This is a genomic window from Nocardia sp. NPDC057668, assembly GCF_042799795.1.
Lineage (GTDB): Bacteria > Actinomycetota > Actinomycetes > Mycobacteriales > Mycobacteriaceae > Nocardia.
Genome location: NZ_JBHVIC010000009.1, coordinates 298,659 through 324,920 on the forward strand (window position 1 = coordinate 298,659; position 26,262 = coordinate 324,920).

Genomic DNA, 26,262 nt, shown 5'->3' on the forward strand with positions numbered 1-26,262 from the left:
GGATCAGCGTCCGCTGAAGGACGCGCGCAGGCGGGCGAACAGGCCGCTGTTGTGCTCGGACTGCGTGGAGAGCACCTCGGTGCGCTCGTTGGGTCGCAGGCCCTTGTACTTGCGCAGCAGGTCGGTCTGCTTGGCGTCCAGCTTGGTCGGGATCACGATGTCCAGGTGCGAGATCAGGTCGCCGCGCGAGTTGGCCCGCAGCTTGGGCATGCCGTGCCCGCGCAGCACCGACACCTCGCCGGGCTGGGTGCCCGCGGGGATGGTCAGCTCTACCGGGCCGTCCAGGATGGTGTCGACCACGACCGTGGTGCCCAGCGCCGCGTCCACGATCGGCACGCGGATGGTGCAGTGCAGATCGTCGCCGTCGCGCACGAAGGTGTCGTGCGGCTGTTCCACGATCTCGATGTAGAGGTCGCCGGCGGGACCGCCGCCGGGGCCGACCTCGCCCTGCGCAGCCAGGCGCACGCGCATGCCGCTGGCCACGCCGGCCGGGATCGGGGCGGCGATCTCGCGGCGCGAACGCACGCGGCCGTCGCCACCGCACTTGCGGCAGGGGTCCGGGATGGTCTCGCCCGCGCCGCGGCAGGTGGGGCACGGCCGCGAGGTCATGACCTGGCCGAGGAACGAGCGCTGCACGGTCTGCACCTCGCCGGCGCCGCCGCAGGTCTCACAGCGCACGGGCGCGGAGTTGCCGTTGGTGCCCGCGCCGTGGCACAGGTCGCAGGTGATGGCGGTGTCCACGGTCAGGTGCTTGGTGACCCCGACCGCGCACTCCTGTAGCGAGAGCCGGGTGCGCAGCAGCGAATCCGCACCGGGCTGCACGCGACCGCGCGGCTTGCGCGGGTTGCCGCCCTGGTTCATGCCGCCGAAGAAGGCTTCGAAGACATCGCCGAGACCGCCGAAGCCCGCGCCGGAGAAGCCGCCGCCCATGCCGCCGCCGGAGTCGAGCGGGTCACCGCCGAGATCGACGATGCGCCGCTTCTCGGAGTCGGTCAGCACCTCGTAGGCGGTCGACACCTCGCGGAACTTCTCCTGCGCCTCCGGATCCGGATTGATATCGGGATGCAGTTCGCGTGCCAGCTTGCGGTAGGCGCGCTTGATCTCCTGGTCGGTCGCGTTCCGTGCGACGCCGAGCAGTGCGTAATAGTCCCGTGCCACTTGCGCTCTCTAGTCCTGTTTCGTCTCCGCTAGCTCACCGTTGGGATCCGCTAGCTCACCGTTCGGCGAGCACCTCACCGATGTATCGGGCGACGGCCGCCACCGAGGCGATAGTCCCCGGGTAGTCCATGCGCGTCGGGCCCAGTACCCCCATACCTCCCAGAACGGTACCGGGCATGCCGTAGCCGGTGGACACCACCGCCGTCCCACGCATCTGTTCGACCTTGGTTTCCTCCCCGATCTGCACGGTCACGGTACCCGGCTGCTGCGACGCGGCCAGCAGCTTCAGCACGATCACCTGCTCTTCGAGGGCCTCCAGAACCGAACGCAGCGAACCCGGGAATCCATTCCCGGCGAAGTCTCCCGCATTGCGGGTGAGATTCGCGGTACCGCCGAGCACGAGTCGCTCCTCGGGATGTTCGACGAGGGTCTCGACCATGACGGTGGAGACGCGAATCAGGACATCGCGCAGGCGAGCCGGGGAGTGTTCGGGCAATTCGGCCACCGAGGCCGAGGCCGACGCGAGGCGTTTGCCCTCCATGGCCTTGCCGAGCATGCCGCGCAGGGCGGCCAGGTCGTCGTCGCCGATGACGTTGCCGAGATCGACCAGGCGCTGATCGACCCGCCCGGAGTCGGTGATCACGACCAGCAGCAGGCGCGCGGGGTTCAAGGCGACGACCTCGATGTGCCGCACGGTCGAGGCGGACACGGTCGGGTACTGCACCATGGCGACCTGGCGGGTGAGCTGGGCCAGCAGGCGCACGCCCCGGCGCAGCACGTCGTCGAGGTCGACGCCACTCTCCAGGAATTCCATGATGGCCCGGCGTTCGGCGTTCGAGAGCGGCTTGACCTCGGAGATGTGGTCGACGAACTGCCGGTAGCCCTTGTCGGTGGGGATGCGCCCGGAGCTGGTGTGCGGCTGGGTGATGTAGCCCTCGGCCTCGAGCACCGCCATGTCGTTGCGCACGGTCGCGCTGGAGACACCGAGATTGTGGCGTTCGACCAGGGTTTTGGAACCGATGGGTTCCTTGGTCGAGATGTAGTCCGCGACTATGGCCCGCAGGACCTCGAGCCGCCGCTGTTCCGTGGTCGACATAAGGCCCACCTCCTCGCTCGCGTTCGGTTTGCCCGTACGCACGAGCGTCCCGGATCAATCCAGTTCAGTTTAGTTGCCCGTTGGCACATTGCCTGTAGGCCCGGTGTGGGCCGTGTACGGGCGGCAGCGAGCGCGTGCGACCGGATGCCCGCAGCCGATCCCCGGCCCGGGTGACGGCGTGAGCGTGTGAGCGCGTCCACGCGGTTTGCCGGGGCCGGACATGAGCGGCTGCGAGCCCGGCCGGTGGCCGAAGTGTCGACGGCCGAGTGGCAGTGGCCGCGGTGTCAGCGGCCGGGTGTCAGCGGTGGCGGCTGCCCTAACGATTCAGCCAGCCGGTGGCTTCGGGACCCGAGCCCGGCTTCCACTTGATGCCGCAGCCCAGGCTCGGGGTGTGCGGCTCGGGGACCGCCTGGCCCGCGAGCACGAGCTCGACCGCCGCGCGCAGTTCCACGCCGTCGGCGGGCTCGGTGTTGCCGGGGGTGGCCGCGTCGAACCGGCCGCGGTAGGCGAGCTTGCGGTCCGCGTCGTACAGGAACAGGTCCGGCGTGCAGGCGGCACGGAAAGCCTTTGCCACCTCCTGCGATTCGTCCACCAGGTACGGGAAGTCGAATCCGGCCCGCAGCACCTGCTCGCGCAGATGCGCGGCGTCGTCGTCCGGATAGTTCTCGGTGTCGTTCGAACAGATGCCGACGGTCACCAGCCCCCGCGCCCGGAACTCCGCGGTGAGCGCGCCGAGCGCGTATTCGATACGCCGCACGTACGGGCAGTGATTCGACAGGAACAGCACGAGCAGCGCCGGATGATCATCGAAGGCGGCCAGCGAGTATTTGGTGCCGTCCACCGCCGACAGTTCGAAATCCGGTGCGGGAGTGCCGATCGGGTCCATGTTCGATTCGAGCGCCATGGTGCCAGTGTGCCCGATCTCCGGGATTTCACTCCTGCCGCCGGTCAGGGTGGATGGCTGTGCGCTAGCTCGGGCTCCCGGCGGCTCGCGCTCCGGCAGCTCCGGCGAGCCCGGTCCGGTGTCGGCCGGCCCGGCTCGGTGTCGGCTAGCTCAGCTCGCCGAAGAACTCGCGCAGGTCGGTGACGAGTAGGCCGGGGGTCTGCATGGCCGGAAAGTGGCCGCCCACCTCGTAATCGGTCCAGCGGGCGATGGTGTTGAGCTGTTCGGCGTAGCGGCGGATCGCCAGGTCGCCGGCGAAGTTGGCGACCGCGGTGGGGGTCGTGGAGCGGGTCGGCAGGTGGGGTGAGTGCAGGGATTCGTAGTAGAGCTGAGCCGAGGAGCCGCCGGTGTTGGTGAACCAGTAGGTGGCCACGGTGGCGAGCATGTGGTCGCGGTCGACGCGGACCTCGAGGGGGCCGGGGCCGCCGGTCCAGGCGTGGAACTTCTCGACCATCCAGGCCAGTTGGCCCGCCGGGGAATCGGCGAGGGCGAAGCCGAGGGTGTGTGGTCTGGTGCCTTGGATCTGGAAGTAGCCGCTGCCGTCGGAGAGGAATTCGGCCAAGTGCGCCAGGCGTTTTCGTTCCGCGGGGGTGAGGGCGGGGACGATGTCGCCGGGGACCGGGCCGTGCGGGATGAAGCCCAGGGTGGCGGCGTTCACGTGAACCCCGATCACGCGGGCGGCGTCCACGCGGCCGAGGTCGGGTGCGATGAAAGCGCCGAAGTCGCCGCCGTGCACGGCGTATCGCGGATAGCCCAGGCGGCGCATGAGTTCGGCGTAGGCGCAGGCGATGCGGTGGCTGTCCCAGCCCGCGTCGGGTGCGGGACCGGAGAAGCCGAAGTTCGGGTGCGAGGGGATGACGAGGTCGAAGGCCGGTTCGCCGTCCGGTGGATCGCTGAGCGGTTCGATGACCTCGAGGAATTCCAGGACCGTGCCGGGCCAGCCGTGCAACAGCAGCAGCGGAATCGCGCCGGGGTGCCGAGAGTGTATGTGCAGGAAGTGAATTCGGGCACCGTCCACGACGGTGACGTACTGGGTGTACGCGTTGATCCGCCGCTCCCAGGCCCGCCAGTCGAACCGGCCGGCCCAGTACCCGGCCAACTCCCGCAGGTACTCCACCGGCGCCCCGCGCGCCCACCCGACCCCGGGAACCTGTGCGGGCCAGCGGGTTTCCTCGAGTCGCCGCCGCAGATCCCGCAGCTGCGCCGGCGGGATCTCGACCTGGAAAGGAACTAAGTCCTCGTCGAACATGGCGATGGCGTCAGCGTAGACCCGCGCCCACGCCGCTGTGGCCGAATACCGCACAGCCGACGCGGCACACGGGGGCGATGCCAGAACGCACCGTATCGAGGCGCGTGGGCGGGCCCGCGCCACACACCGCGGCGGGAGCAGCGGCCGGTCTGCCCGCACTCGGTGCGCGGTCGTGGATGACCGTGCCCGCGAGCTTGCGCCGCCGTGGATCGGACGAAGGGAGTGCAGCGGACCTATCAGGTCAGGAGGGTGCGGACCACGGCGTCGGCGAGGAGGCGGCCGCGGTCGGTGAGGACCAGGTTGTCGTTGATGGTGACGGCCAGGCCGTCGGCGATGACGCGCTGGGCCGCGCGGCGGCCGTCGTCGTCCAGGTCCGCCAGCGGCAGCCCGGTGCGCAGGCGGGCGGTGAGCATCACGCGTTCGGTGTATTGCTCTTCGCCGGTCAGCGCCTCCCAGCCCGCGGCGGGCAGGCCGCCGGTGGCGACCCGATCCGCGTAGCGCGCAGGGTGTTTGACGTTCCACCAGCGCACGCCGCCGACGTGACTGTGCGCGCCCGGGCCCGCGCCGAGCCAGTCGCCGCCGTCCCAGTAGCCGAGGTTGTGGCGGCAGCGGGCGCGGTCGTTGGCGGCCCAGTTGGAGACCTCGTACCAGCCCAGGCCCGCGGCTTCGAGGCGGGAGTCGATGCGTTCGTAGCGGGCGGCGAGGATGTCGTCGTCGGGCGCGGGGAGTTCGCCGCGGCGGACTCGGCGGGCCAGCGCGGTGCCGTCCTCGACGATGAGCGAATAGGCCGAGACGTGGTCGACGCCGGCGGCCAGGACGGCGTCGAGGCTGGCGTCGAGGTCGCTGTCGCGCTCGCCCGGCGTGCCGTAGATGAGGTCCAGGTTCACGTGCTCGAACCCGGCGGCGCGAGCTTCCCGCGCGGCGGCCACGGCGCGGCCCGGGGTGTGGGTGCGGTCGAGCACCTTCAGCACGTGCGCGGCCGCGGACTGCATGCCGAGCGAGATCCGCGTGAATCCACCCGCCAGCAGCCGCTCGAAGAATTCCGGCGAGGTGGATTCCGGGTTCGATTCGGTGGTCACCTCGGCGTCGGCGGCCAGGGTGAAGTTGGCCCGCACGGCGGTGAGCACGTTCGCGAGCCCGTCCCCGCCCAGCAGCGACGGCGTCCCCCCGCCGACGAAGATGGTCTCGACTTCCGGCGTATCACTCGGCAGCGCGTCGAATCGCGCTGCGGCAACGGCCAATTCCCCCCGCAACGCCTCGAACCACGACTCCGGCGAGGCCGAGGTCCCCAACTCCCCCGCCGTATAGGTGTTGAAGTCGCAGTACCCGCACCGCGTGGCACAGAACGGCACATGGATGTAGATCCCGAACGCCCCGCCCCCGAAGTCCCCGAGCACCGGCTCGGCCCGCTCCCCCACGGCCGGCCCCGCCACGCTGCTCGAACTCACGGAAGACGTCACCCCACCAGTGTGACCGGAGGCCCACATCACACCGCACGCGGACCGACAGCCGACAGACCACCGGTTGGAAGCCCTGTCCGGAAGCCAGGTCGGCCACGACACTGGCCAACGCCTGGCTTCTTGCTGAGGAGTGGTCACCAAGCACCTTCAACTGGACGCCCAGTCAGCCCGGTCGGTGGGGTGCCGCAACGCACTGCTCCGGAACGACCGGCTCGCGAGCTTGCTCGTTCCACTCGATGTTGATTCGACTCGGCACCGGTCCCGGACCGGCTGCGGAACGGGTTCATCGTGTGGACAGTCCTGTCCGGCGTCTCGGCGTGGGCACTCCTGGTATTCCTGATCGCGGTCCTGACCTTCGTTTACGCCTTGGTGTGGCCGGCTATCACTAAGCACAGCGCACGGCCTGGAGACAAGGTGGTCGTGCACCTCCTTCCCCCGCGAATCGAATTTGTATACGGCGCAACCGGAGCACCAAGCACGCGGCGCCGAACGGCCGCGAGACGAGCCGACGAGAGCGCCGCAGCGCCGCGTTCGTAATGGCGGCGCGGCGGCCACGGTTCACAGCCACACAATCTCTCCACGGGATCTCCCCCGTTCCGTGGTGGAAACCGCGGGCCGGTAGGCAATAGCGTCGGCCGGGTGCAGCGCGTGTGGGAATTATGGGGCGGGGTCCTGATCGGGTGGGCCATTCTGGCGCCGGTGGCGGGCGGGATCGGGTGGGGAGTTTTTCAGTGGCGCACGCGGCGGGGAGTGGCGCGCGAGCGGGCGCGGCGGTGGGGGTGGGCCGAGGTGGGGATCGTGGTGGGGACCCTGCCGTGGGTGTGGATGATTCTCACCCCGCTGGACGGGGGTGAGCGGGGCGTGAACTGGGTGCCGTTGGTGGACCTGGCGCAGACCGTCTCGGAGGGATCGTTCAACAGCTTCGTGCAGGTCAGCGCCAACCTCGCGGTCTTCGTTCCGCTGGGATTGCTGTTGCCGCTGCGGTTTCCGTGGTTCTCGGGGGTGGGGCGGATGTTCGCGACGGGGGCCGCGCTGTCGCTCGGGCTGGAAATCGCCCAGTATGCACTGGATCTGGGCCGGTACTCGTCGGTGGACGACGTGCTGATGAACGCGGCGGGCGCGGGGATCGGAGCGGCGCTGGCACGGTTGCACGAGTCGCGGCGGGTGGCGGGGCGGTCGTACAGTACGCGGGTCATGCTCCGGATGGGCTGGGCTACAGGGGGATCGAATGCGGGATGACTCGGACGCGACGGGCTTCGAGGCGGTGCCCAGGCACGCGATCGACGGCGACGCCATCGCGGTGGTGGACGCGGGATCGGTGGCGCCGATCGTCTACGAGATCCCGATGCCGAAGGTCCGGCCGGACGGGCCGAATTTCCCGCGCACCTTCTGCGGGGTGATGTTCGCGCGGGCGCTGGTGTGGGATCCGGCCGCGGCGCAGCTGCCGACGCTGGATCTCGCCCGGCTCACGATGACCACACTGACCTCGCGTTTCCGGGAGCAGGGCATCACCGCGGGCTTCGACAGATTCGACCGGGTGCCGGGCTGGCGGGCCGCGTTCTGGTGGGCGCTGATCGCCCGCGACGAGCAGGTTCTGCGCGAGTTGACCGCGTACCCGGTCGAGCGGCTGCGCGCCACAGGCGGGACCGACTTCGACGACTTCCAGTACGACTGGGCCGAACTGCTCCAGACCGCCAGGGTGCACGGCCCGGAATATGTCGCCGACCGCGCCTTCGCCCTCGAGGCGACGAGCCGGGTCGGCGCACAGCGCCCGGTGGATCTGCTGCTGCGCCCGAGCATCGAGGTCTTCGCCCGCCTCGCGAGCGGGGATCAGGACGGTTTCACGTGGTCACTGGCCAACGCGCTGCGCCTGCACAGGACGTTCTTCGAGCAGGAACCGTGGTCTACGGACCCGGAGGGCGTGATCGCCCTGCCGCTGCTCGGCCTGGCCTGCTGGGCCCACGACCGGGGCCTGCGCGTCGAAGTCGAATCCGAGTACCTGCCAACCGGTTTCGTGCACCGGCCACACTGGCTGGGCGAACTGTCCACGGCCGTCGCGACCTTCGCCGCGACGGCCTCGCAGACCCGGTCAGTGGTCGGCGATCGGGGTGTTCTGGCAGAAGGTGAGTAGCCAGCGCCCGTCTTCTTTGGTCATCCCGTAGAGCGGGGTGCCCTCGGCCTCGACCTCGCCGTCGAGGTTGAAGTACCGCTGGCGCACCTTGACCGCCGCCACGTCGGGCCGGATGAAGCGCACGAAGAACACCTCGTAGGTCGCGTAGCCGGCCTTGGTCGAGCCCGGCAGCACCGCGCGCGTGAACGTGGAGATCTCCTCGCGCCCGTTCAGGAATTTGCCCGCGCCGGTGGTCCAGATGGCATCGGGATGGAACAGGTTCAGGAAGGCGTCGGTGTCCTCCGCGCGCTGTGCGGCATCGACCACCGCGACGACGGCGTGGATGGCTTCGAGTTCGGCCGCGGTATCGAGTTCTGACGTGGTCATGTGTCCATCGTGGAACCTCGAGTAGGGTTAAGGTCAACTGTCCAAGATCGTTTCAGCGTCGATCTATGACACCTGTCACAAATGGGGTCCGCTATCCAGGGGATTTCCCTCGAAAGTCCGGAAAATATCGGCCGTCGGTCGGAACAACCCATCTGACATGGCACAATAAGCTCCATGACCGGACTTGGGGTACGACTCGTGGCACGTCGCCATGTCGACTTCAAGCGTGTCTGCAGCGCGAGCTGTCTGGCCGGAAGCCTCCGGTAGATCAGCTCCCCTCTCCCCGGATCCGACGCCAGGTTTACAGCGTCGAACTCCCCGGTTCGCTGATATCGGAGGCGTGAGTCAGCCCCTCTCGCCTGCCCGCAAGATCTTCAGGAGCGACCCCTATGACGTCGAGCACCGACGCCGACAGTTCCGATTCCGTCACTCCCGCGCGCCCGCCACGACCCGAGCGGCCCGCCGCCGAACGTCGTGTTCGCCCGGACCGTCCCCGCGCCGCGGCCGGTGACGCTCCCGTCGCGCCGCGTGAACGCACGGGAAAGCCGGTGCGCCGCAAGTCCGAAGGCCAGTGGGCCCTGGGCTACCGCGAGCCGCTCAACGCGAACGAGCAGTCCAAGAAGGACGACAACCCGCTCAACGTGCGCGCGCGCATCGAGAACATCTACTCGAAGCAGGGTTTCGCCTCGATCGACAAGAGCGACCTGCGCGGCCGCATGCGCTGGTGGGGTCTGTACACCCAGCGCGAGCAGGGCTACGACGGCACCTTCACCGGTGACGAGAACATCGACCTGCTCGAGGCCGAGTACTTCATGATGCGCGTGCGCTGCGACGCCGGCGCGCTGAACGTGCGCCAGCTGCGCACCCTCGGGCAGATCTCCACCGAGTTCGGCCGCGACACCGCCGACCTCTCGGACCGCGAGAACGTGCAGTACCACTGGATCCGCATCGAGGACGTGCCGGAGATCTGGCGACGCCTGGAAGAGGTCGGCCTGCAGACCACCGAGGCGTGCGGCGACTGCCCGCGCGTGGTGCTGGGCTCCCCGCTCGCGGGTGAGTCCTTCGGCGAGATCCTGGACCCGACCCCGGCCATCGACGAGATCGTCAAGCGCTACATCGGCAAGAAGGAGTACTCCAACCTGCCGCGCAAGTTCAAGACCGCCATCTCCGGTCAGCAGGACGTGGTGCACGAGATCAACGACGTCGCCTTCGTCGGCGTCGAGCATCCGGAACACGGTCCGGGCCTGGATCTCTGGGTCGGCGGCGGCCTGTCCACCAATCCGATGCTCGCCCAGCGACTCGGCGCATGGGTGCCGCTGGCCGAGGTGCCGGATGTGTGGGAGGCCGTGGTCTCGCTGTACCGCGACTACGGGTACCGCCGCCTGCGCACCAAGGCGCGCATCAAGTTCCTGGTCAAGGACTGGGGCGTCGAGAAGTTCCGCGAGGTTCTCGAGACCGAGTACCTGAAGCGCAAGCTGATCGACGGTCCCGCGCCCGCCAAGCCGGATCGCCCCATCGACCACATCGGCGTGCAGAAGCTGCGTAACGGCTTGAACGCCATCGGCTTCTCCCCCATCGCCGGCCGCGTCTCGGGCACCATCCTGAGCAAGGTCGCCGACATCGTGGAATCGATCGGCTCGGACCGCATCCGGTTCACCCCGTACCAGAAGCTCATCGTGCTGGACGTGCCGGACGACAAGGTCGACTGGCTCATCGACGAGCTGAAGCCGCTGGGCCTGCACGGGCGTCCGTCGCAGTGGCGCCGGAACCTGCTGGCGTGCAGCGGTATCGAGTTCTGCAAGCTGTCCTTCACCGAGACGCGCAAGCGGTCCCAGGTGCTGGCTCCCGAGCTGGAGCAGCGCATGGCCGACATCAACGCCAGCATCGACGTGCCCATCACCGTGAACATCAACGGCTGCCCCAACTCCTGCGGCCGCTCGCAGATCGCCGATATCGGCTTCAAGGGCATGCTCGTCGACGACGGCGAGGGGAATCAGATCGAGGGCTTCCAGGTTCACCTCGGAGGCAGTCTCGGGCTCGATTCCGGCTTCGGCCGAAAGCTGCGCCAGCACAAGGTGACCAGCGTCGAGCTCGGTGACTACATCGAGCGTGTGACGCGCAACTTCGTCAAGAACCGGGACGAGGGTGAGCGTTTCGCGGTGTGGGCGGTCCGCGCCGACGAAGCGGATCTGCGGTAGTTGGAGGAGACAGCAATGACGACGACCAAACTCGCCGAAACCGACCTGCGCGCACTGGCGGAGAAGGGCGCGGCCGATCTCGGGCCGAACGCGACCGCCGAGCAGCTGCTGCAGTGGACCGAGGAGAACTTCGGATCCAACTACATCGTGGCCTCCAACATGCAGGACGCGGTGCTGGTTCAGCTTGCCGCGCAGGTGCATCCGGGTGTGGACGTGCTGTTCCTGGAGACCGGTTACCACTTCGCCGAGACCATCGGCACCCGCGACGCGGTCGAGATGGTCTACGGGGTGAACGTGGTGAACGTCGAACCCGAACAGACCGTGGCCGAACAGGATCAGCTGCTGGGCAAGGATCTGTTCGCCCGTGACGCCGCCGAATGCTGCCGGCTGCGCAAGGTGGTGCCGCTGACTCGTTCGCTGGCGCCCTACAACGCCTGGGTCACCGGCATCCGCCGTGTGGAGGCCCCGACGCGCGCCAACGCGCCACTGATCTCCTATGACGAGGGCTTCGGGCTGGTGAAGATCAACCCGATCGCCGCCTGGTCCGACGAAGAGATGGCCGAGTACATCGAAGCCAACGGCATCCTCGTCAATCCCCTTGTGGAGGAGGGATATCCGTCCATCGGTTGCGCCCCGTGCACACGGAAGCCGGAACCGGGATCCGATCCGCGAAGCGGCCGCTGGGCCGGCCTCGCCAAGACCGAATGCGGGTTGCACGCCTCATGACTTCTACCGTGACCGAATTCGATACTCTCGCCGCGCTCGAGAGCGAATCGATCCATATCTTCCGCGAGGTGGCGGGTGAGTTCGAGCGACCGGTGATCCTGTTCTCCGGTGGCAAGGACTCGACCGTCCTGCTGCACCTGGCGCTCAAGGCCTTCTGGCCCGCGCCGCTGCCGTTCGCGCTGCTACACGTCGACACCGGGCACAACCTGCCCGAGGTGCTGGCGTTCCGCGACCACGTGGTCGAGAAGTACGGCCTGCGACTGCATGTCGCGTCCGTGGAGGACTACCTGGCCGACGGGCGGCTCACCGAGCGCCCGGACGGCATCCGCAATCCGCTGCAGACCGTGCCGCTGCTGGACGCCATCAACGAGCACCGCTTCGACGCGGTGTTCGGTGGCGGCCGCCGCGACGAGGAGCGCTCGCGCGCCAAGGAGCGGATCTTCTCCCTGCGTGACGCGTTCGGTCGCTGGGATCCCAAGCGGCAGCGGCCCGAACTGTGGAACCTGTACAACGGCCGGCACGCGCCGGGCGAGCACGTGCGCGTGTTCCCGATCTCCAACTGGACCGAGCTGGACATCTGGCGCTACATCGCCCGCGAGGACATCGAGCTGGCCTCGATCTACTACGCCCACGAGCGCCCGGTGTACCAGCGCGACGGCATGTGGATGACCCCCGGCGTGTGGGGCGGTCCGGCCGAGGGTGAGGAGCTGTCGGTCAAGTCGGTGCGCTACCGCACCGTCGGCGACGGATCCACCACCGGCGCAATCATTTCCGACGCGGCCGACAACGAGGCGATTCTCGCCGAGGTGGCGGCCTCCCGGCTCACCGAGCGTGGCGCGACCCGTGGAGACGATCGTGTCTCCGAGGCCGCCATGGAAGACCGCAAGCGAGAGGGTTACTTCTGATGTCCGACCTATTGCGACTGGCGACTGCCGGATCGGTCGACGACGGGAAGTCCACCCTGGTCGGACGCCTGCTCTACGACACGAAATCCGTTCTCGCGGACCAGATCGACGCGGTCACCCGCGCCTCGGTCGACAAGGGTCTGTCGACCCCGGACCTGTCGCTGCTGGTCGACGGTCTGCGCGCCGAGCGTGAGCAGGGCATCACCATCGACGTGGCGTACCGCTACTTCGCCACGCCCGCACGGTCTTTCGTGCTCGCCGACACCCCGGGGCACGTGCAGTACACCCGGAACACGGTGTCCGGCGCGTCCACCGCGCAGCTGGTCATCCTGCTGGTCGACGCTCGCAAGGGCGTCATCGAGCAGACCCGCCGCCACGCCGCGGTGATGGCGCTGCTGGGTGTGCCGAAGCTGGTCCTCGCGGTGAACAAGATCGACCTGGTCGATGATCCGGCCGGCGTGTACAAGCAGATCGTCGCCGAATTCTCGGAGCTGACGGCCAAACTCGGCTGGGACGCCGAGGATGTGGTGGAGATTCCGGTGTCCGCGCTGCACGGCGACAATGTCGCCTCGCGCTCGGCGAACACCCCGTACTACGACGGGCCCTCGCTCATCGAGCACCTGGAGTCGGTGCCGGTGGACGCGGACAGCACCCGGCACGAGGTCGGCCTGCGTTTCCCCGTGCAGTACGTGATCCGCCCGCGCACCGCCGAGTACCCGGACTACCGCGGCTATGCCGGTCAGGTGGCGGCGGGCACCGTGCGCACGGGCGACGAGGTCATCGTGCTGCCCTCGGGCACCCGCACCACCGTCGAGCGGATCGACACCCCCAATGGGGAATTGGCTTCCGCGCAGCCCGGACGCAGCGTCACGCTGATCCTGGCCAATTACGTGGACGTCTCGCGCGGTGACACCATCGTGGCCGCCGCCGACGCCCCCGAACCGGTCGATTCCTTCGACGCGACGGTGTGCTGGCTGGGCGACAAGCCGCTGCGCCCGGGCGCCCGCCTGCTGCTCAAGCACGGCGCACGCACCACGCAGGCGATCGTCGGCGCGCTCATCGAGCGTTTCGACGAGCAGAACCTGGCGGCGGATCCGAACCCGGAGTCGCTGGCGCTCAACGACATCGGCCGGATCTCGGTCCGCGTGGCCGAGCCGATCGCGGCCGACGACTACAGCGTCAACCGCTACACCGGCAGCTTCCTGCTGATCGATCCGGCGGGCGGCAACACCCTGGCCGCGGGCCTGGTCGGCGACGCCCTGACCGCGGTCGAGGTCGGCACGGAAGTCGGACTCTGACATGAGTTCCCCCGGCAGCGGAGCGTTGTCGACCGCCTCGCTGCCGGTCGCCCTGCGCCGCAACGCTTTCGCGATCGGCGTGAATGCCGGGACGGTCGGCTGCCCGCCCCGCTCGGTGCTTCCGATCGGCGGCTCCCGCCCGGCGCTGATCGCGGTCGCGCACGGCAGCCGCGACCCCCGTTCGGCCGCGACGATGCGCGCGGTGGTGGAACGCGTGGCCGCCGCTCGCCCGGATCTCGATGTGCGCCTGGCCTTTCTCGATCTGAGCACGCCGTCGGTCGACGAGGTCGTGGACGACATCGCCGCCGCGGGTCATTCCCACGCGATCGTGGTCCCGCTGCTGCTGGGCAGCGCCTTCCACGCGCGCGTGGATCTCCCGGAACTGCTGGACCGGGCCGGTACCCGGCATCCCCGGTTGGCCCTCACGCAGGCGGAGGTGCTCGGCCCGGCTCAGCGCCTGATCGCCGCCCTGCGCGACCGCGTGCTCGAGCGGATCACCGGCCGGCACGATTCGGCGAGCGCCATCCACCGCGCGACGCCCCGCGGGTACCGGCACTCCGGCGCAACCGCCACCGAATACGGGCTGTCCCACGAATTCGGCACGGACGCGGCCCATCCCGCGTCGATCGCCAGTGCTCTCCCCCGCCACGACCGGCCGGCTTCCCGCATCGGCATCGCGGTGGCGGCGGTCGGCTCGTCCTCGGCCGCGGCCAACGCCCGCACCGCCGAGGTGGCTCGTCGCCTCGGCGCGCTCACCGGCTGGGATACCGAGATCTGCTTCGCCACAACCGAACCCACGGTGACCGAGGCGGTGGCCGCCCTCCGCGCCCGAGGCGCGTCCGAGGTCCTGGTGGCCCCCTGGTTCCTGGCCCCCGGCCTGCTGACCGACCGCCTCCTGGACGCGGCCCCGGACGTCACTCACGCGTCCGTGATCGGCGCGCACTCGGCGCTGCCGGAGCTGGTCTGGGACCGCTATCACGCGGCGGCGCACGCCACCCTCACCCGCTCGGCCTGATTCGGCGCCGAACCCGCGCGCCCACTCGGCCCGACCGCCCGCCGGATCGCCGTGGGCCGGTCGGCTCCGACTCGTGGGCTCGCGCAGACGGCGCGGCGTGGGTCGATCGGGTGAACCGCCCGGGCCGACAGCGGGTGGCGTGATCCCTGATCGGCGCGCGACAGGTGGCGGATAGGGTGGGGCGGTGATCAAAGCTGTGGTGTTCGACGTGGGTGAGACGCTGATCGACGAGACCCGGATCTGGAGTCGGTGGGCGGATCGGCTCGGGGTGCCCAGATTCGCTTTGATGGGGGCCATCGGCGGGATGGCGGCGACCGGGCGGCCGCTGACCGACGCGTTCGAATTGCTGCGGCCCGGTATCGATCTCGACGCCGAGCAGGAGGCGTGGGCGCTCGCGGAGCCGGACAGCCTGCGCAACAACTTCGACGCGGACGACCTGTACCCGGACGTGGTGCCCGCGCTCGGCGAGCTGCGGAGCCGGGGGTTGCAGGTGATCATCGCGGGAAATCAGCCGCCGCAGGCGAAGTCGGCGCTGGAGAAGATGGAGTTGCCCGTCGACGGGATCTACACCTCGGCCGAGTGGGAGCTGGAGAAGCCGGATCCGGAGTTCTTCGCCAAGGTCGCCGAGGTGGCCGGGGTGAAGTTCCGCGAGATCTGCTACGTCGGCGACCGGGTCGACAACGACGTGCTGCCGGCGGCCGCCGCCGGAATGGTTCCGACGCTGATCCGCCGCGGCCCCTGGGGCTACCTGCATTCGGAACTGCCTCAAACCTCCTACGGCATCGTCATAGACACTCTGGCGCAGCTGCCGGACGTTCTCGCGCCTCGATAGCCGGCGGTCCCGGGACGCTCGGGTTCCGCCATGTTGCCTGGTCATGCCCCGAAAACTGCGGGCACGGCAGCTTCTTGAAATCGATGCGTTTCACTCTATGCGGACGCTACCGTTCCTCGACCCGATTTCCCGGGTCGACGAACAGGAGCGACATATGAGTACCCGGACCCGCCGCGGCCATCGGATTGCGTGGGGCACTTCGGCGCTGGCGGCCGCCAGCGCGGCGGTCGCCGTGGCAGCGCCCCAGGCGTCCGCCGCGCTCATGATCGACCCGCAGCCGAACTCCGCCGGAAACTTCGTGGTCGGAGAGTGGTACGCGGTGGTGTACGAGCCGAATTACGGACCGAAGGAAGGCTGGATCGTCTTCACCGACAACGACACCTGCTTCCGAGCCAGGTCGGTGATCGCGGTCGAGGGCACCGGGTCCTTCAGCACCGGCGTACCGTCGGTCGGCCGGTATTCGAGCTGGAGCCCCCAAACCCCCGGCACTCACGTACTGAAAGTCGTCCAGGGCAAGGCCACCAAGTCGGTGACCGTCACCGTGCTCCCCTCCCCCGACGGCACCCCACCGCCCGCGCCCACCTACGAGGGCTGCGATGACCCCCGCACCGCCAACCCGCCTACCAGCACCGGGTCCTTCTGATCCGGCCCGACCGAACCCGAAGCTCGGAGGGGCCGGAGTCGTTGCGCGCCCCGCGTGCCACCGGGCACGCTCCCTACACGGTGCCCACTGTCACGGCTGGTGCCAGAACGGCGCCGATCGGAGAGTGAGCGGGCCGCTGCGGACCGGCGACGCCATCAGCCAATCGCTGGTGATCGCCAGCATGCTCGCGTTGGCGCTGCGCAGGTCCGTTTCGAGCCGAGCGACCAGATCCCGCACATCGATGGTGGCCGAATCGATTTGCAGCAGTGTCGATTTCGCATCGTCGAGCACACCGCGCAGCCGGTCGAGCCGCTGCAGCACATCCATGAGATTGCGTACCATGTCGTCGCCGAGCGTGAGGAAGGAGTTCACGCCGGCGTCGTCATCGGTCAGATCGCCCGCCTGAACTGCCTCGTGCTCGCGGCGCTGACCGGCCGGCTCGTCCGGGGCCGTCACATCCCACATCCTCGGGACGGCGCGAAGTTCGGAGTTTTCTGGCACAGCGTCACGACGACGCTCCCGTCTGGTCCTGGGACCGATGGACTCGCACGGCGACGACACCGCCCGACCGGCGATGCACGAAATCCTCCGCTCTGCCACGCTAGTCCCTCCGCATCCAGCTACGCGCCGCGCCCGTGAACTCACGTGTTCGACCGTTATGTGCCACCGGGGTTGACGCACCGTGCGGACAGGGCCCGCCGACAGTTCGGGGGGTGCGGGTTCAGCGACGCTTCGGGATAGCCGCAGCCGGCCGCTCGCGTTTCGGCCCGTCGCGCCGGGCAAGCACTCGGGGCCCGCGCACGACCCGCCGCCGCTCGCGCCGCGGCCGGCCCGCCGAACCGGCGACGCCGGGCGTTCCCCGCTCGCAGCTCGAAATTAGCCGCGGTGTTGGACAAGTCCGCGAGTTGCCGCGATCCCGGCGACGCGCCACCGCACCCCGCCGGGTCTTACCGAACGTGCGGGCAAGCGGTCCCATCGACCGGGCGCCACCGGGCGACTACCGTCGGTGGCACACCTCGCTGCTGCCGAACCTGATCCAGGCACTTCGGACCGTTTCCCCAGTGGTTCACCACCCGGACGGGACGAAACCATGTGCGACAGCTGGCATACCACCAATTCGGTCGTGATCGTCTCCGCCGCGGTGGCGGGTCTGGACTGGGAGCATGCCGTGGCCACCATGCCCAGCATCGACTCGCCCGACCTCCGGGCGTGGATCGGGCGCAATCTCGACCGCGCCGTCGTGATTCCGAATGACAGACCGCCCGGCCGAGGCTGGTGGCCGCGACGCCAAATCTGCGTACCTCCCGGCGAGTACGCGTCGTTCACCGCACTACTGGCCGACCGCGACCGAGCCGTCGACTTCGGGCGCGTCAACGATCGGCTTGAGTGAGATTTCGAGATCGATTCCAGCCGTCCGCATTTCGACGGGATGGCAGTGCTCGACCCCGAAAAGGCTCGATTCGGACGAGTTACCCTCCGGGAGTTGCCGGTTCGACGCCGCTCTCAGGCCGCGTTGGTGGTGCAGGCCACCTCGACCACCTTCGTGCCCGACTGTTCCGCGGACCCGGTATTCGCCAGCATCGCCTGCGGACGGTATTGCGCCAGGCTGGTATTCGCGGCGAACAACGCGAGAGAACTGTTCAATCCGGCGCCCGTCCCCACCGCACCCTTGGTGAAAACGAGTGCGCCGCAACCGTCCACCCAATCCACCAGCAGCTTGCAGTCGGTGATCCCGCCGAGGGAACACAACTCCAACGCCTGAGCGTCGGCGTCCTCCCGGCTGTAGGCGTCGACGATGGATCCGTAACTCCAGTCCGAAGCGCTGAACGCGATGGCCCCGTACAAACCCCATTGCGCGTTGGCGCTACCTGTACCGACCACGGTGCCAGCCGCGATTCCCGCCGCCGCGACAACGAAAAGTGCCCTACCCGAGAACTTCTTCAACAGAAAACCCCTGTGAATAACTAGCCAATATCAACCGACGCATCATCACCCACTCAACCCGATTTGTCCTCTGTAACAGTGGGACCAGGCACTTCGCGGGCGTCCGCACGATTTACATGACACGTCAACCTCGGCGTCCGATTCCCGCCAGCGCAACCCTCGCGCCCGACGTTGAATATGACACGTCAAGTAAATCTCTCACGCAAGGGGAACACGAGCATGAACGCACGTTTCGAGGGCAAGGTTGTTCTGATCACCGGCGCGACCTCCGGAATCGGTGAGGCCGTCGCGCGGCGGATCGCCGCCGAAGGCGGCGCGGTCGTGCTCGGGGCGCGGGGCAAGGAGGCCGGGGAACGGCTTGGCGGGGAGATCCGCGAGCGGGGCGGGCGCGCGCTGTTCGTGCCCACCGACGTGACGGTCGAGGCCGACGTCGAGCGGCTGACCGCGGCGGCCGTGAGCGAATTCGGGCGGCTGGACGGGGCTTTCAACAACGCGGGCGCGGTCAACGCCTTCGGCCCGGTGCAGGACATCGAGGAGAGTGGCTGGCGCGCGGACCTGGAGTTGAACCTGACCGCCGTGTACTACGGGCTGCGGCATCAGGTTCCGGCGCTGCTGGCCTCGGGTGGCGGCGCGATCCTCAACAACGCCTCCAACCTTGGTGTGGTCGGAATGGCTTCGGTCGCACCGTATGTGGCGGCCAAGCACGGGGTCGTCGGCCTGACCCGGGCGGTCGCGCTGGAGAACGCCGAGCACGGCCTGCGCGTGAACGCGATCGTCTCCGGTGCGGTGGACACGCCCGCCTTCCGGAACTCCATGGGCGCCACCCCCGAGGGCGAGGCAGCCATCGCCGCCCTGCACCCCCTGGGCCGCATCTCCCGCCCGGAGGAGATCGCCGCTTTCTGCACCTTCCTGCTCAGCGACGAGGCTTCCTTCATCACCGGAGCAGCCCTGGCGGTCGACGGCGGCTTCACCGCCCGCTGATCGGCCGGTCGGCCGTGGCGCCCGGTTCCCGTGCTACCGCCGATAGTCGAACCACGAATCACGCTGGGGCAGAATGCAACCGGGCCCACCCGCGCGCTGGGCACATTGGGCGCGAGGGTGGGCCGGTCGCTTCATCGACGACGCGGCGGGCGGGAAGCTTCCGGGATCACCGCCCAGCACGTCGCCGTTCCTGGGTGGCGAGAGCTACTCGATCGCCACGGCTCCCGCGGGTCCGGTGCGGCGGTCGAATCGCAAGACCACCAACGGTTTCGGAAGCTCGGTCGGCACGGCGGACCCCACCCCGCGCGGTTCCGCACCGCGTGCGGGCCGCAGCCCGCCCCCGCGCGCCTCCCACGGCGCCTCCGGCGCGGCCTGCGCGCTCCGATGCCACAAAAAGAACTGGTTCAACTCGGTGGCCGCGCCGTCGTCGCCGCTCTCCCCGCGTACGGCGAGCCGGTCGACCAGCTGATCCCGGTACCGCCGGCCGAGGTCTCCCTCGGCAGTACGAGCGGTTCCGCCAGGGCTCGAAACGTTGTCATATACAACAGGTTTGGCTTCGCGGTTCATGGGCGCGACCATGGCCCCGGCGACGGCACCGACCTGCCCCGCGCCTGCACCCGGCTCCGTGAGATCGACCGGAGGACACAAGCGCACGGGCGAGGGCGCATACGACACCCGCGTCACAGACTCCGCCGAGGCGGCCGCACCAGCCGGTGATGCGGAATCCGATCGACCGGCGCGCACGAACCCCGCAGGCTCCCGGCCCCGCGCCTCCCCGCCATCACCCGAAACGAATCCCCCGCCGGACGGCCGAGGCCGACTCACCGACAGCGCCGACCGTCCCGGCACGACGCGCAGCTGCGGTCGCGGCCAATCGGATTGCCACTCGGGACGGTTCGCTGCCAAAGTCATAGTCGGTGGAATCCCTTTTCGCCGGTGGGAAGTTCGGTGGTTTTCACGGGCACACGCCGCGGCGAGAAGGCACGGCCGCGCATCCCTGTCACCGAAGTCGAGCAGCCGGCGGCGGTGGAAACACCCGCGACCGACACCGAACGCCACGCCCCGATCGAGTCATCCACCGCCCGCTCCCGGGTACCGGAGATCACGCACGTGACGGGACGAAAGACTGACCGGCGGGGGCTGCTCGGCAAGTTCGTGGTGTCGCCGGAAGGTGCTGCGGCCGAACGCGGCCCGGCCGCGAACGATGCTGATGGAAGGGTATTGGCGCTGCGGCGCATTGTGCGCGAGGCAGGGTGACGTGGCGTGTTGGAAGGCGACGTGCTCACAACACGTGTCCCCCACGGACCGCGCACGCCCCGATACCCCCGACCGCAACGCCGAGGCTGGCGAACCGCCCCCACACCGGAGTGATCGCCTCGGCTACCGCCGAATTGCCTTGCGCGCTGGCTAGAGCAGCGCGGGCCGCCAGGAAGCGAGTTGTCATGACTTGTAGCCTCCGCCGGACGCGCCGCCGCCTGGGCTACCGCCGCGCGCGGACGCGCCGCTGTCCCCGCCCATGCCGCCAGCACCTGTGTCGCGCCCGGGCTGCCGCCGTATTGCGTTGCGCGCCTGCCGGAGCAGCGCGGGATGCTGGGGAGCGGGGTGGTCATTACTTGTGGCCTCCGCCGCCCGCACCACCGCCGGACGCACCGCCTCCGCCACCCATTCCTCCGCCACCCATGCCGCCACCACCCATGCCGCCACCGCCCATGCCGCCGCCTCGGCTGCCGCCGCCCGTCGACGCGCCGCCACCGCCGCCCATGCCGCCACCGCCGCCTGCGGAGGTCCCGCCGCCGCCTCGGGAGCCGCCACCGCTCGCGCCACCGCCAGAACTCGCGCCACCACCCGAGGTGGCACCGCCGCCTGAACTCGCGCCGCCTCCCGCACCGGAGCCGCCGGGCTTGGTACCGCCGCCTGCGCCGCCGCCGGAAGATGCTCCGCCGCCGCCGGTTCCGCCACCACCGGAAGTGGTGCCGCCACCGGCTCCGCCACCCGAGTTGGCTCCGCCGCCCGAACTCGCGCCACCACCACCAGAACTCGCGCCACCGCCGCCCGCGCCACCGCCCGAGTTCGCGCCGCCACCGGAATTCGCACCGCCGCCCGAGTTCGCGCCACCGCCGGAATTCGCGCCACCGCCGGCACCGCCACCGGCGCCCGCGTCTCCTCCGCCCGCGCCGCCGCCCGGGTTCGTGCCTCCACCGGCACCCGCTCCGGAGCCACCGTCACCGGCCCCACCACCCGCGCCGCCGTCTCCGGCACCGCCGCCACCACTGGCACCGCCGCCGCCACCGGAAGTGCCGCCTCCGCCCCCGGTTTCACCGCCGGTCGTACCGCCACCGGTCCCGCCGCCCGCACCCGCGCCGCCCCCCGTACCCCCGCCCGAAGCGGGTTCCCCGGTCACCGGACCGGGATCGGCCGGATGCCCCGGGGCCGGAACGGTTCCCGGATCCGACGGAGCCCCCGGGGTCGTACCCGGGTTCGACGGAGCACCCGGCGTCGTGCCGGGGTCGGACGGAGCGCCGGGTGTCGTGCCCGGGTTCGAGGGCGCACCCGGCGTCGTGCCGGGCACCGTCCCCGGCTCGGTGACCGGTCCGGGCGCGCTGATGTCGCCGGGGCCCTGGGGATTCCCAGGCTGCGGGTGCCCGGGCTGGGGATTGCCGGGCTGGCCGGGAACATTCGGGAGCCCCGGAAGACTGATGTTCGGCATCGTCCCGATCGAGATGGGCAGCTTCATGCTGCCGGCGGCGAACGGAACCGGATTCACGAACTCCGCGGGATTCGCGTAGGTGGCCAGGGCCTCCGCCGTGCGCGTTTCGCAGCGCGTCCCGGGGCTGGTGCGGTCGACCTCCACGATGGGGCGTCCGGCGAACCAGTTCGGGGTGACGGTGGCGGCCACGGGGCGGCCGTAGTTGCGGACCGCGGCGGCCGGCGAGATGGCGTGCGGGCTGCCGCCGGGGACGGTCACGTCGTCGTAGACCAGGACATCGCCCAGGCTCAGCGGAATACCGGGGGTGGTGACCCCGCCGGGCGCGGCCTGCAGTCCGGGCGGGCTCGCCACGGGGCCGCCCAGGACGGTGGCCGCGGACATGGCGAGCGCGGAAGCGACTGCCGCGCCGGAGAATACGGCGGCGCGCGGGGCGTAGCGGCCGATGGCCGAGCCCGTGTCGGCACTGCGGAAGGCGGCCAGGGCCGCGCCGACCGCCACGGTGTGGGCGGGATCGGGTGACATGAACACGGGCCGGCCGAGGTCGGCCAGCACCGTGGCGACCTCGGCGGGCCGCGCCGCGCCGCCGATGATGAGGATGCGGTCGATGTCATCGATGGCGAGTCCGGCTCGGTGCACGGTGGCGCGCACCAGTTTTAGCGAGTTGCGAATATGCCAGCTGCGCAATCTCGTGGTGTCGGTGGCGGGCACCACGGCCGAAACCGGCTGTGCCGCACCGGGCGCGATGCTGCGCGCGTACCGGGCGATCAGCGCGCCCAGCGGCCGCCCGCCGTAGTCGTAGGAGCGCTCGGACCGCCCGAGCACCCCGCGCTCGCCGAACTCGGCCTCGGTGCGCACCACCGCGACGTCGAGGCAGTTGCCGCCCAGGTCGTAGACGAGCGTCAAACCCGCTCCGGCGGTGCCGAACTCGTGGTCGAGCCACTCCACGGCCGCGACCGGCTCGGGCATGAGCTGCACGTCGGCGGCGCCGGACCAGTCCAGCGCCCGCCGCAAACGCGTCACGTGCTTCTCGGTGTAGGAGGCGGGGTAGGTGCTGACCGCCGGGGCTTCGGGAGCATTGGTTTCGATCAGCCCGTTGACCACCGCGGCCACCAGATCCGCGGGCGACCAGATGCGCCCGCCCACCACCACCGGATCCGGATCCGAGGTGAGATCGGCGAAATCGGTTACCACCGGCGCGAATTGCGGAATCCCGCCGATACGCGGCCCGCCCGCGCTATCGAAAGTGACGGCCGTGCGCCGTACGCGTACGGCCGGCCGGCTGCGATCACCGGTCGCGGTCGCCCATACGGAGTTCACTGTGCCGATGCTCATACCAAAGCCAACAGTCATCGCCATCCCGTCAACGCACCGTGACCACGGCCCCACAGGCGTACCAACCATGTGGTCGCGGTCGTTTTCCAAACAGCGCGTTCAGGTTAGCTGGCGCATACCGGATGTGAATATCGAATCCGGAGAAAAGATTTCGCGTCCAGTAGCGAAGTTGGCGAATCTACTGGTCAGATCGGTAACAGACCAAGATCGAATCAGACTGGACGACAGCGCAGTTGCGGAAACACCCCCGCGTGGTTACACCTCAGCGAACCTAGAATTCATACCAACCGGTAGGCAACAAGAGCCCGAAAAACAAAACCGCAGTGTCAGTTTGCGCCGGTGAGAACCCGATCACTGGGCGGTTGCTGTCTGCCGGATCCCCACGCTCGCAGGTTGTCCGACCGCGATTCGACAGTGTTTCGCGCATACCTACGAAGATGTCGCCGAGAACCAACACAGCATTACAACTCGCACAACACAATCCGTACACAAAAGAAAACCGACCGCCCCTCGTGAACAATTCACGAGGGGCGGTCGGTTTGTTATTTACTAAACGCCCGATTCAACAGAGCGTTCCGAACTATCCCCTAGCGGTTCCGCACCAGCAGCGGCAACCGCAGTCGCGCCGGCCGATTCACCGCGCCGCCCCGCACCACGTGCGGCTGACGCGCACCGACCAGTCGGTCGAATTCCCGCGTCCCACCGAGCGGCTGCCCCAGCCGGCCCGCGTTGAAGTCATCCACCAGCTGCCGCACGGTCTGCTGCGCACAGGACTTGTTGGTACCGATGAACCCGTTCGGCCCGCGCTTGATCCAGCCGGTCACGTAGGCCCCCGGAACCACGGATCCACCCGCGGCCTCGAGCACCCGCCCGTCCAGGTTCGGAATGATCCCGCCGCGCTCGTCGAACGGCAGCCCCGGCAGCGGAACGCCGCGGTACCCGACCGAGGTGAGCACCAGCCCGGTCTCGAGCGTCTCGACCTCGCCGATGGCCTGCGCCCGCAGCACGCCGTCGGCGTCCGCCACGAGCTCGTTGCGCGCCACCTCGACCCCGGTCACCCGGTCGACGCCGGTGATGGCCGTGGGCGCGGACAGGTACCGGAACACGATGCGCTTGCGCCCGCCCACCGGCCGATCGGCCAGTCCGCGCAGCAGTTTCAGCTTCTGTTCGACCTTCTGCGGCATGTCCGGGGTGATCTCCGGGATCTCGCCCTCGACCACGATGTCCACGTCCGCGCCGAGCAGTCCGACGAATTCCGGCACGGTGAACGCCGATTCGGCCGGGCCGCGGCGGCCGAGCACGACCACCTCTTCGATCTTGCTACGCCGCAACGCCGCCAGCGCCCGCGGGGCGACATCGGTGTCGGCCAGCAGCTCCGGATCGGTGGTCAGCAGTCGCGCCACGTCCAGGGCGACATTGCCGTTGCCGACGATCACGGCGCGCTGCTGCGACAGCTCGAAGTAGCGGCCGGCCTGATCGGGATGCCCGTTGTACCAGGCGACGAACTCGGTGGCCGAGACGCTGCCGGGCAGCCCCTCGCCGGGCACGCCGAGCTTGCGATCGCTGGACGCGCCCACCGCGTAGAGCACCGCGTGATGGTGCGCGATCAGATCGGAGTGCGAAACATGCTCGCCGACAGTCAGGTTCAGGTACGAACCGAAACCGGGCTGTGCCGAGATGACATCGAACAGCTCGGCGACCTTGCGAGTCTTGGTGTGGTCCGGCGCGACACCGAAGCGCGCCAAACCATAAGGGGTGCTGAGCTTGTCGATGACCGTGACCTGAACTCCGGTCTGGGTCAACAGCTCATCGGCCGCGTACATGGCCGAGGGCCCCGAGCCGACGATCGCCACCCGCAGCGGTTCCCGGCCGGGCTTGACCTCCGCCGCCGGAATCGGCCGCGCCAGCAGGGGCCGCGGGCGTTCCTCGCGATAGAAGTCGCGATTGATCTCGATGAAGGGCAGCTGCTCATCGGTCAGCTTCTTCGAGGAGACGATCGCGTCCACCGGGCACGCGGTCGCGCACGCCCCGCAGTCCACGCACGCCTTGGGGTCCACGTACAGCATCTCCGCCGTCCGGAAATCCGGCTCATCGGGCGTGGGATGGATGCAGTTGACCGGGCAGGCGTAGACGCAGGAGGCGTCGCTGCAACAGGATTGGGTGACGACGTACGGCACTGTACGGTCCCTTGTCTACTCAGGCGGCCTTGCCGGAGCGGATGGGCTCCGAGCGGTAACGGGAGGCCGAGCCGGCGATTCCGAAGAGCTTCCACACGCGCTTGGCGACGGGGTTCATCAGGCCGATCTCGTGCGCGAGCGCGCGGACGTCGATGAAGTAGTCGCTGAAGGCCTGCTTGGAGTCCTTCGAGTCGTAGAACAGCTCCTTGCGCACCTTGTCCGGCACGTCGAACTCGTCGAAGAACGCCTTGGGCGGGGTCACGATGGACCGGCCCAGGATGAACATGACGATCGGCATGGCGATGGAGAGCACGAAGCGGCTCGGCAGGTTCTGCTCGGGCACGTGCTTCTTGAGGAACTCGTGCGCGAAGGAGATGTGGCGGGCTTCCTCGGCGACGTGAATCGCCATGACGCCGCGCATGATCGGGTGCACGTCCTCGCCGGAGCGCAGGATCTGCTTCTGGATGTGGTCGATCGGCTCCTCGCCGGCGAGCACGGCCATGAAGAACAGGTTCGGGAACATCACGGCGACGGGCACGGCCACCTGGCGGAACTGGCGCACCAGCGGGCCCATGCCGGGCACGTCGATGCCGATGCGATTCACCATCTCCTGGAACATCAGGGTGTGGTTGATCTCTTCGGACATCTCGTGGCTGCAGTACCGGAACTCCGGGTCACCGTTGGCGAGGCCGAAGGTGTGGTTGATCATGCCGCTGATCAGGATCGACTCGAACTGCAGGCCGACCTTGGCGACGTTGGCCTGCCGGTACTTGCCGACCGCGATCTTGTCTTCCTCGCTCAGGGCGAGGTACCACGGGTGGCGGCCGATCGGGTCCGCGGAAGCCGGCAGCACCCAGCGCTCGGGCTTGGCGTCGACGTCGAAGTCCGGGTTTTCCCAGTCGATGTCCTCGTACGGGTCGAAGCTCTTGTTGACCGAGCCCTCGGACAGCAGCAGAAGTTTCGCCGCGTATTCGATAGCCTCGGCAACTACGGGGTCGTCGACGTGAGTCGTAGTCGGGGACATCATCGTCACCTCTCCGGTTGGCGTTTATCTGTTTCTAATGGTTACACCAAACCGGAGTAGCGTCAACACGTGCTAGC

General features: G+C 69.2%; 24 protein-coding genes. 12 read left to right on the top strand and 12 right to left on the bottom strand.

The window, feature by feature from the left end; all coding sequences use genetic code 11:
- Positions 1-3: 3 nt before the first annotated feature.
- From dnaJ to hemW, 5 genes are all read right to left on the bottom strand, one after another.
- Positions 4-1,158: a molecular chaperone DnaJ gene (gene dnaJ, locus ACFVBH_RS39320; protein ID WP_354986026.1), complete on the bottom strand. Its 1,155-nt coding sequence runs from the start codon at positions 1,156-1,158 to the stop codon at positions 4-6.
- A gap of 55 nt (positions 1,159-1,213) precedes the next feature.
- Positions 1,214-2,254 (bottom strand): heat-inducible transcriptional repressor HrcA, encoded by a 1,041-nt coding sequence (gene hrcA, locus ACFVBH_RS39325; protein ID WP_354986025.1) that lies wholly within the window; start codon positions 2,252-2,254, stop codon positions 1,214-1,216.
- 316 nt (positions 2,255-2,570) lie between these two features.
- Complete coding sequence (locus ACFVBH_RS39330) at positions 2,571-3,158, bottom strand: thioredoxin family protein (protein WP_354986024.1); 588 nt, start codon at positions 3,156-3,158, stop codon at positions 2,571-2,573.
- Between the two features lie 145 nt (positions 3,159-3,303).
- Complete coding sequence (locus ACFVBH_RS39335) at positions 3,304-4,500, bottom strand: epoxide hydrolase family protein (protein WP_379011435.1); 1,197 nt, start codon at positions 4,498-4,500, stop codon at positions 3,304-3,306.
- A 182-nt stretch (positions 4,501-4,682) separates the two neighbouring features.
- Positions 4,683-5,843, bottom strand: a complete 1,161-nt coding sequence (gene hemW, locus ACFVBH_RS39340) for a radical SAM family heme chaperone HemW (RefSeq protein WP_379012134.1) — start codon at positions 5,841-5,843, stop codon at positions 4,683-4,685.
- A 702-nt stretch (positions 5,844-6,545) separates the two neighbouring features.
- On the opposite strand from hemW, the gene ACFVBH_RS39345 reads away from it, so the two are divergent.
- The gene (locus tag ACFVBH_RS39345; protein WP_379011439.1) at positions 6,546-7,145 is read left to right on the top strand and encodes a VanZ family protein; all 600 of its coding nucleotides are present in this window, start codon (positions 6,546-6,548) and stop codon (positions 7,143-7,145) included.
- Entirely contained in the window at positions 7,135-8,037 is a 903-nt protein-coding gene (locus ACFVBH_RS39350) for an immunity 49 family protein (protein WP_379011445.1), read from the top strand. The genes ACFVBH_RS39345 and ACFVBH_RS39350 overlap by 11 nt, the downstream gene beginning before the upstream one ends.
- Here the strand turns inward: ACFVBH_RS39350 and ACFVBH_RS39355 are convergent.
- A complete protein-coding gene (locus tag ACFVBH_RS39355; RefSeq protein WP_379011448.1) occupies positions 7,996-8,403 on the bottom strand; it encodes an SgcJ/EcaC family oxidoreductase in 408 nt (135 codons plus the stop codon). The two genes, ACFVBH_RS39350 and ACFVBH_RS39355, sit on opposite strands and share 42 nt — an antisense overlap.
- A 389-nt stretch (positions 8,404-8,792) precedes the next feature.
- Here ACFVBH_RS39355 and ACFVBH_RS39360 point away from each other — a divergent pair, with 389 nt between their 5' ends.
- The 7 genes from ACFVBH_RS39360 to ACFVBH_RS39390 all read left to right on the top strand — a co-directional run bounded on the left by ACFVBH_RS39360 (position 8,793) and on the right by ACFVBH_RS39390 (position 16,020).
- Positions 8,793-10,601 (top strand): nitrite/sulfite reductase, encoded by a 1,809-nt coding sequence (locus tag ACFVBH_RS39360; RefSeq protein WP_354986019.1) that lies wholly within the window; start codon positions 8,793-8,795, stop codon positions 10,599-10,601.
- Between the two features lie 15 nt (positions 10,602-10,616).
- Complete coding sequence (locus ACFVBH_RS39365) at positions 10,617-11,327, top strand: phosphoadenylyl-sulfate reductase (RefSeq protein ID WP_379011455.1); 711 nt, start codon at positions 10,617-10,619, stop codon at positions 11,325-11,327.
- Positions 11,306-12,232 carry a sulfate adenylyltransferase subunit CysD gene (gene cysD, locus ACFVBH_RS39370; RefSeq protein ID WP_354986017.1) on the top strand — a complete coding sequence of 309 codons (927 nt, stop codon included), beginning with the start codon at positions 11,306-11,308 and terminating at the stop codon, positions 12,230-12,232. Before ACFVBH_RS39365 ends, cysD begins: the two co-directional genes overlap by 22 nt.
- Entirely contained in the window at positions 12,232-13,530 is a 1,299-nt protein-coding gene (locus ACFVBH_RS39375) for a sulfate adenylyltransferase subunit 1 (protein ID WP_379011464.1), read from the top strand. Before cysD ends, ACFVBH_RS39375 begins: the two co-directional genes overlap by 1 nt.
- A 1-nt stretch (position 13,531) precedes the next feature.
- Positions 13,532-14,545: a sirohydrochlorin chelatase gene (locus tag ACFVBH_RS39380; RefSeq protein WP_379011469.1), complete on the top strand. Its 1,014-nt coding sequence runs from the start codon at positions 13,532-13,534 to the stop codon at positions 14,543-14,545.
- A gap of 184 nt (positions 14,546-14,729) precedes the next feature.
- A complete protein-coding gene (locus ACFVBH_RS39385) occupies positions 14,730-15,377 on the top strand; it encodes an HAD family hydrolase (protein ID WP_379011472.1) in 648 nt (215 codons plus the stop codon).
- Positions 15,378-15,531: 154 nt separating this feature from the next.
- Positions 15,532-16,020, top strand: coding sequence for a hypothetical protein (locus tag ACFVBH_RS39390; protein ID WP_379011479.1), 489 nt, complete (start codon positions 15,532-15,534; stop codon positions 16,018-16,020).
- A 90-nt stretch (positions 16,021-16,110) separates the two neighbouring features.
- Here ACFVBH_RS39390 and ACFVBH_RS39395 read toward each other — a convergent pair whose 3' ends face one another.
- A complete protein-coding gene (locus ACFVBH_RS39395; RefSeq protein ID WP_379011485.1) occupies positions 16,111-16,620 on the bottom strand; it encodes a hypothetical protein in 510 nt (169 codons plus the stop codon).
- Between the two features lie 523 nt (positions 16,621-17,143).
- Between ACFVBH_RS39395 and ACFVBH_RS39400 the strand changes: the two genes are divergently transcribed.
- Entirely contained in the window at positions 17,144-17,410 is a 267-nt protein-coding gene (locus tag ACFVBH_RS39400; RefSeq protein ID WP_379011488.1) for a hypothetical protein, read from the top strand.
- 113 nt (positions 17,411-17,523) lie between these two features.
- On the opposite strand, the gene ACFVBH_RS39405 is transcribed toward ACFVBH_RS39400, so the two are convergent.
- A complete protein-coding gene (locus tag ACFVBH_RS39405) occupies positions 17,524-17,901 on the bottom strand; it encodes a DUF4189 domain-containing protein (protein WP_379011491.1) in 378 nt (125 codons plus the stop codon).
- Positions 17,902-18,183: 282 nt separating this feature from the next.
- Here ACFVBH_RS39405 and ACFVBH_RS39410 point away from each other — a divergent pair, with 282 nt between their 5' ends.
- On the top strand, positions 18,184-18,945 hold the full coding sequence (locus ACFVBH_RS39410; RefSeq protein ID WP_379011496.1) for an SDR family NAD(P)-dependent oxidoreductase: 762 nt from the start codon (positions 18,184-18,186) through the stop codon (positions 18,943-18,945).
- A gap of 204 nt (positions 18,946-19,149) precedes the next feature.
- Here the strand turns inward: ACFVBH_RS39410 and ACFVBH_RS39415 are convergent, their stop codons facing one another.
- On the bottom strand, positions 19,150-19,512 hold the full coding sequence (locus tag ACFVBH_RS39415; protein ID WP_379011503.1) for a hypothetical protein: 363 nt from the start codon (positions 19,510-19,512) through the stop codon (positions 19,150-19,152).
- A gap of 381 nt (positions 19,513-19,893) precedes the next feature.
- Between ACFVBH_RS39415 and ACFVBH_RS39420 the strand changes: the two genes are divergently transcribed.
- Positions 19,894-20,202, top strand: a complete 309-nt coding sequence (locus ACFVBH_RS39420; protein ID WP_379011510.1) for a hypothetical protein — start codon at positions 19,894-19,896, stop codon at positions 20,200-20,202.
- Between the two features lie 352 nt (positions 20,203-20,554).
- Here the strand turns inward: ACFVBH_RS39420 and ACFVBH_RS39425 are convergent, their stop codons facing one another.
- The 3 genes from ACFVBH_RS39425 to ACFVBH_RS39435 form a co-directional block, all read right to left on the bottom strand.
- Positions 20,555-22,969: a hypothetical protein gene (locus tag ACFVBH_RS39425; RefSeq protein WP_379011515.1), complete on the bottom strand. Its 2,415-nt coding sequence runs from the start codon at positions 22,967-22,969 to the stop codon at positions 20,555-20,557.
- Positions 22,970-23,571: 602 nt separating this feature from the next.
- Entirely contained in the window at positions 23,572-25,161 is a 1,590-nt protein-coding gene (locus ACFVBH_RS39430; RefSeq protein ID WP_379011521.1) for an FAD-dependent oxidoreductase, read from the bottom strand.
- A 19-nt stretch (positions 25,162-25,180) separates the two neighbouring features.
- Entirely contained in the window at positions 25,181-26,188 is a 1,008-nt protein-coding gene (locus ACFVBH_RS39435; RefSeq protein ID WP_379011524.1) for a diiron oxygenase, read from the bottom strand.
- Between the last annotated feature and the right edge of the window lie 74 nt (positions 26,189-26,262).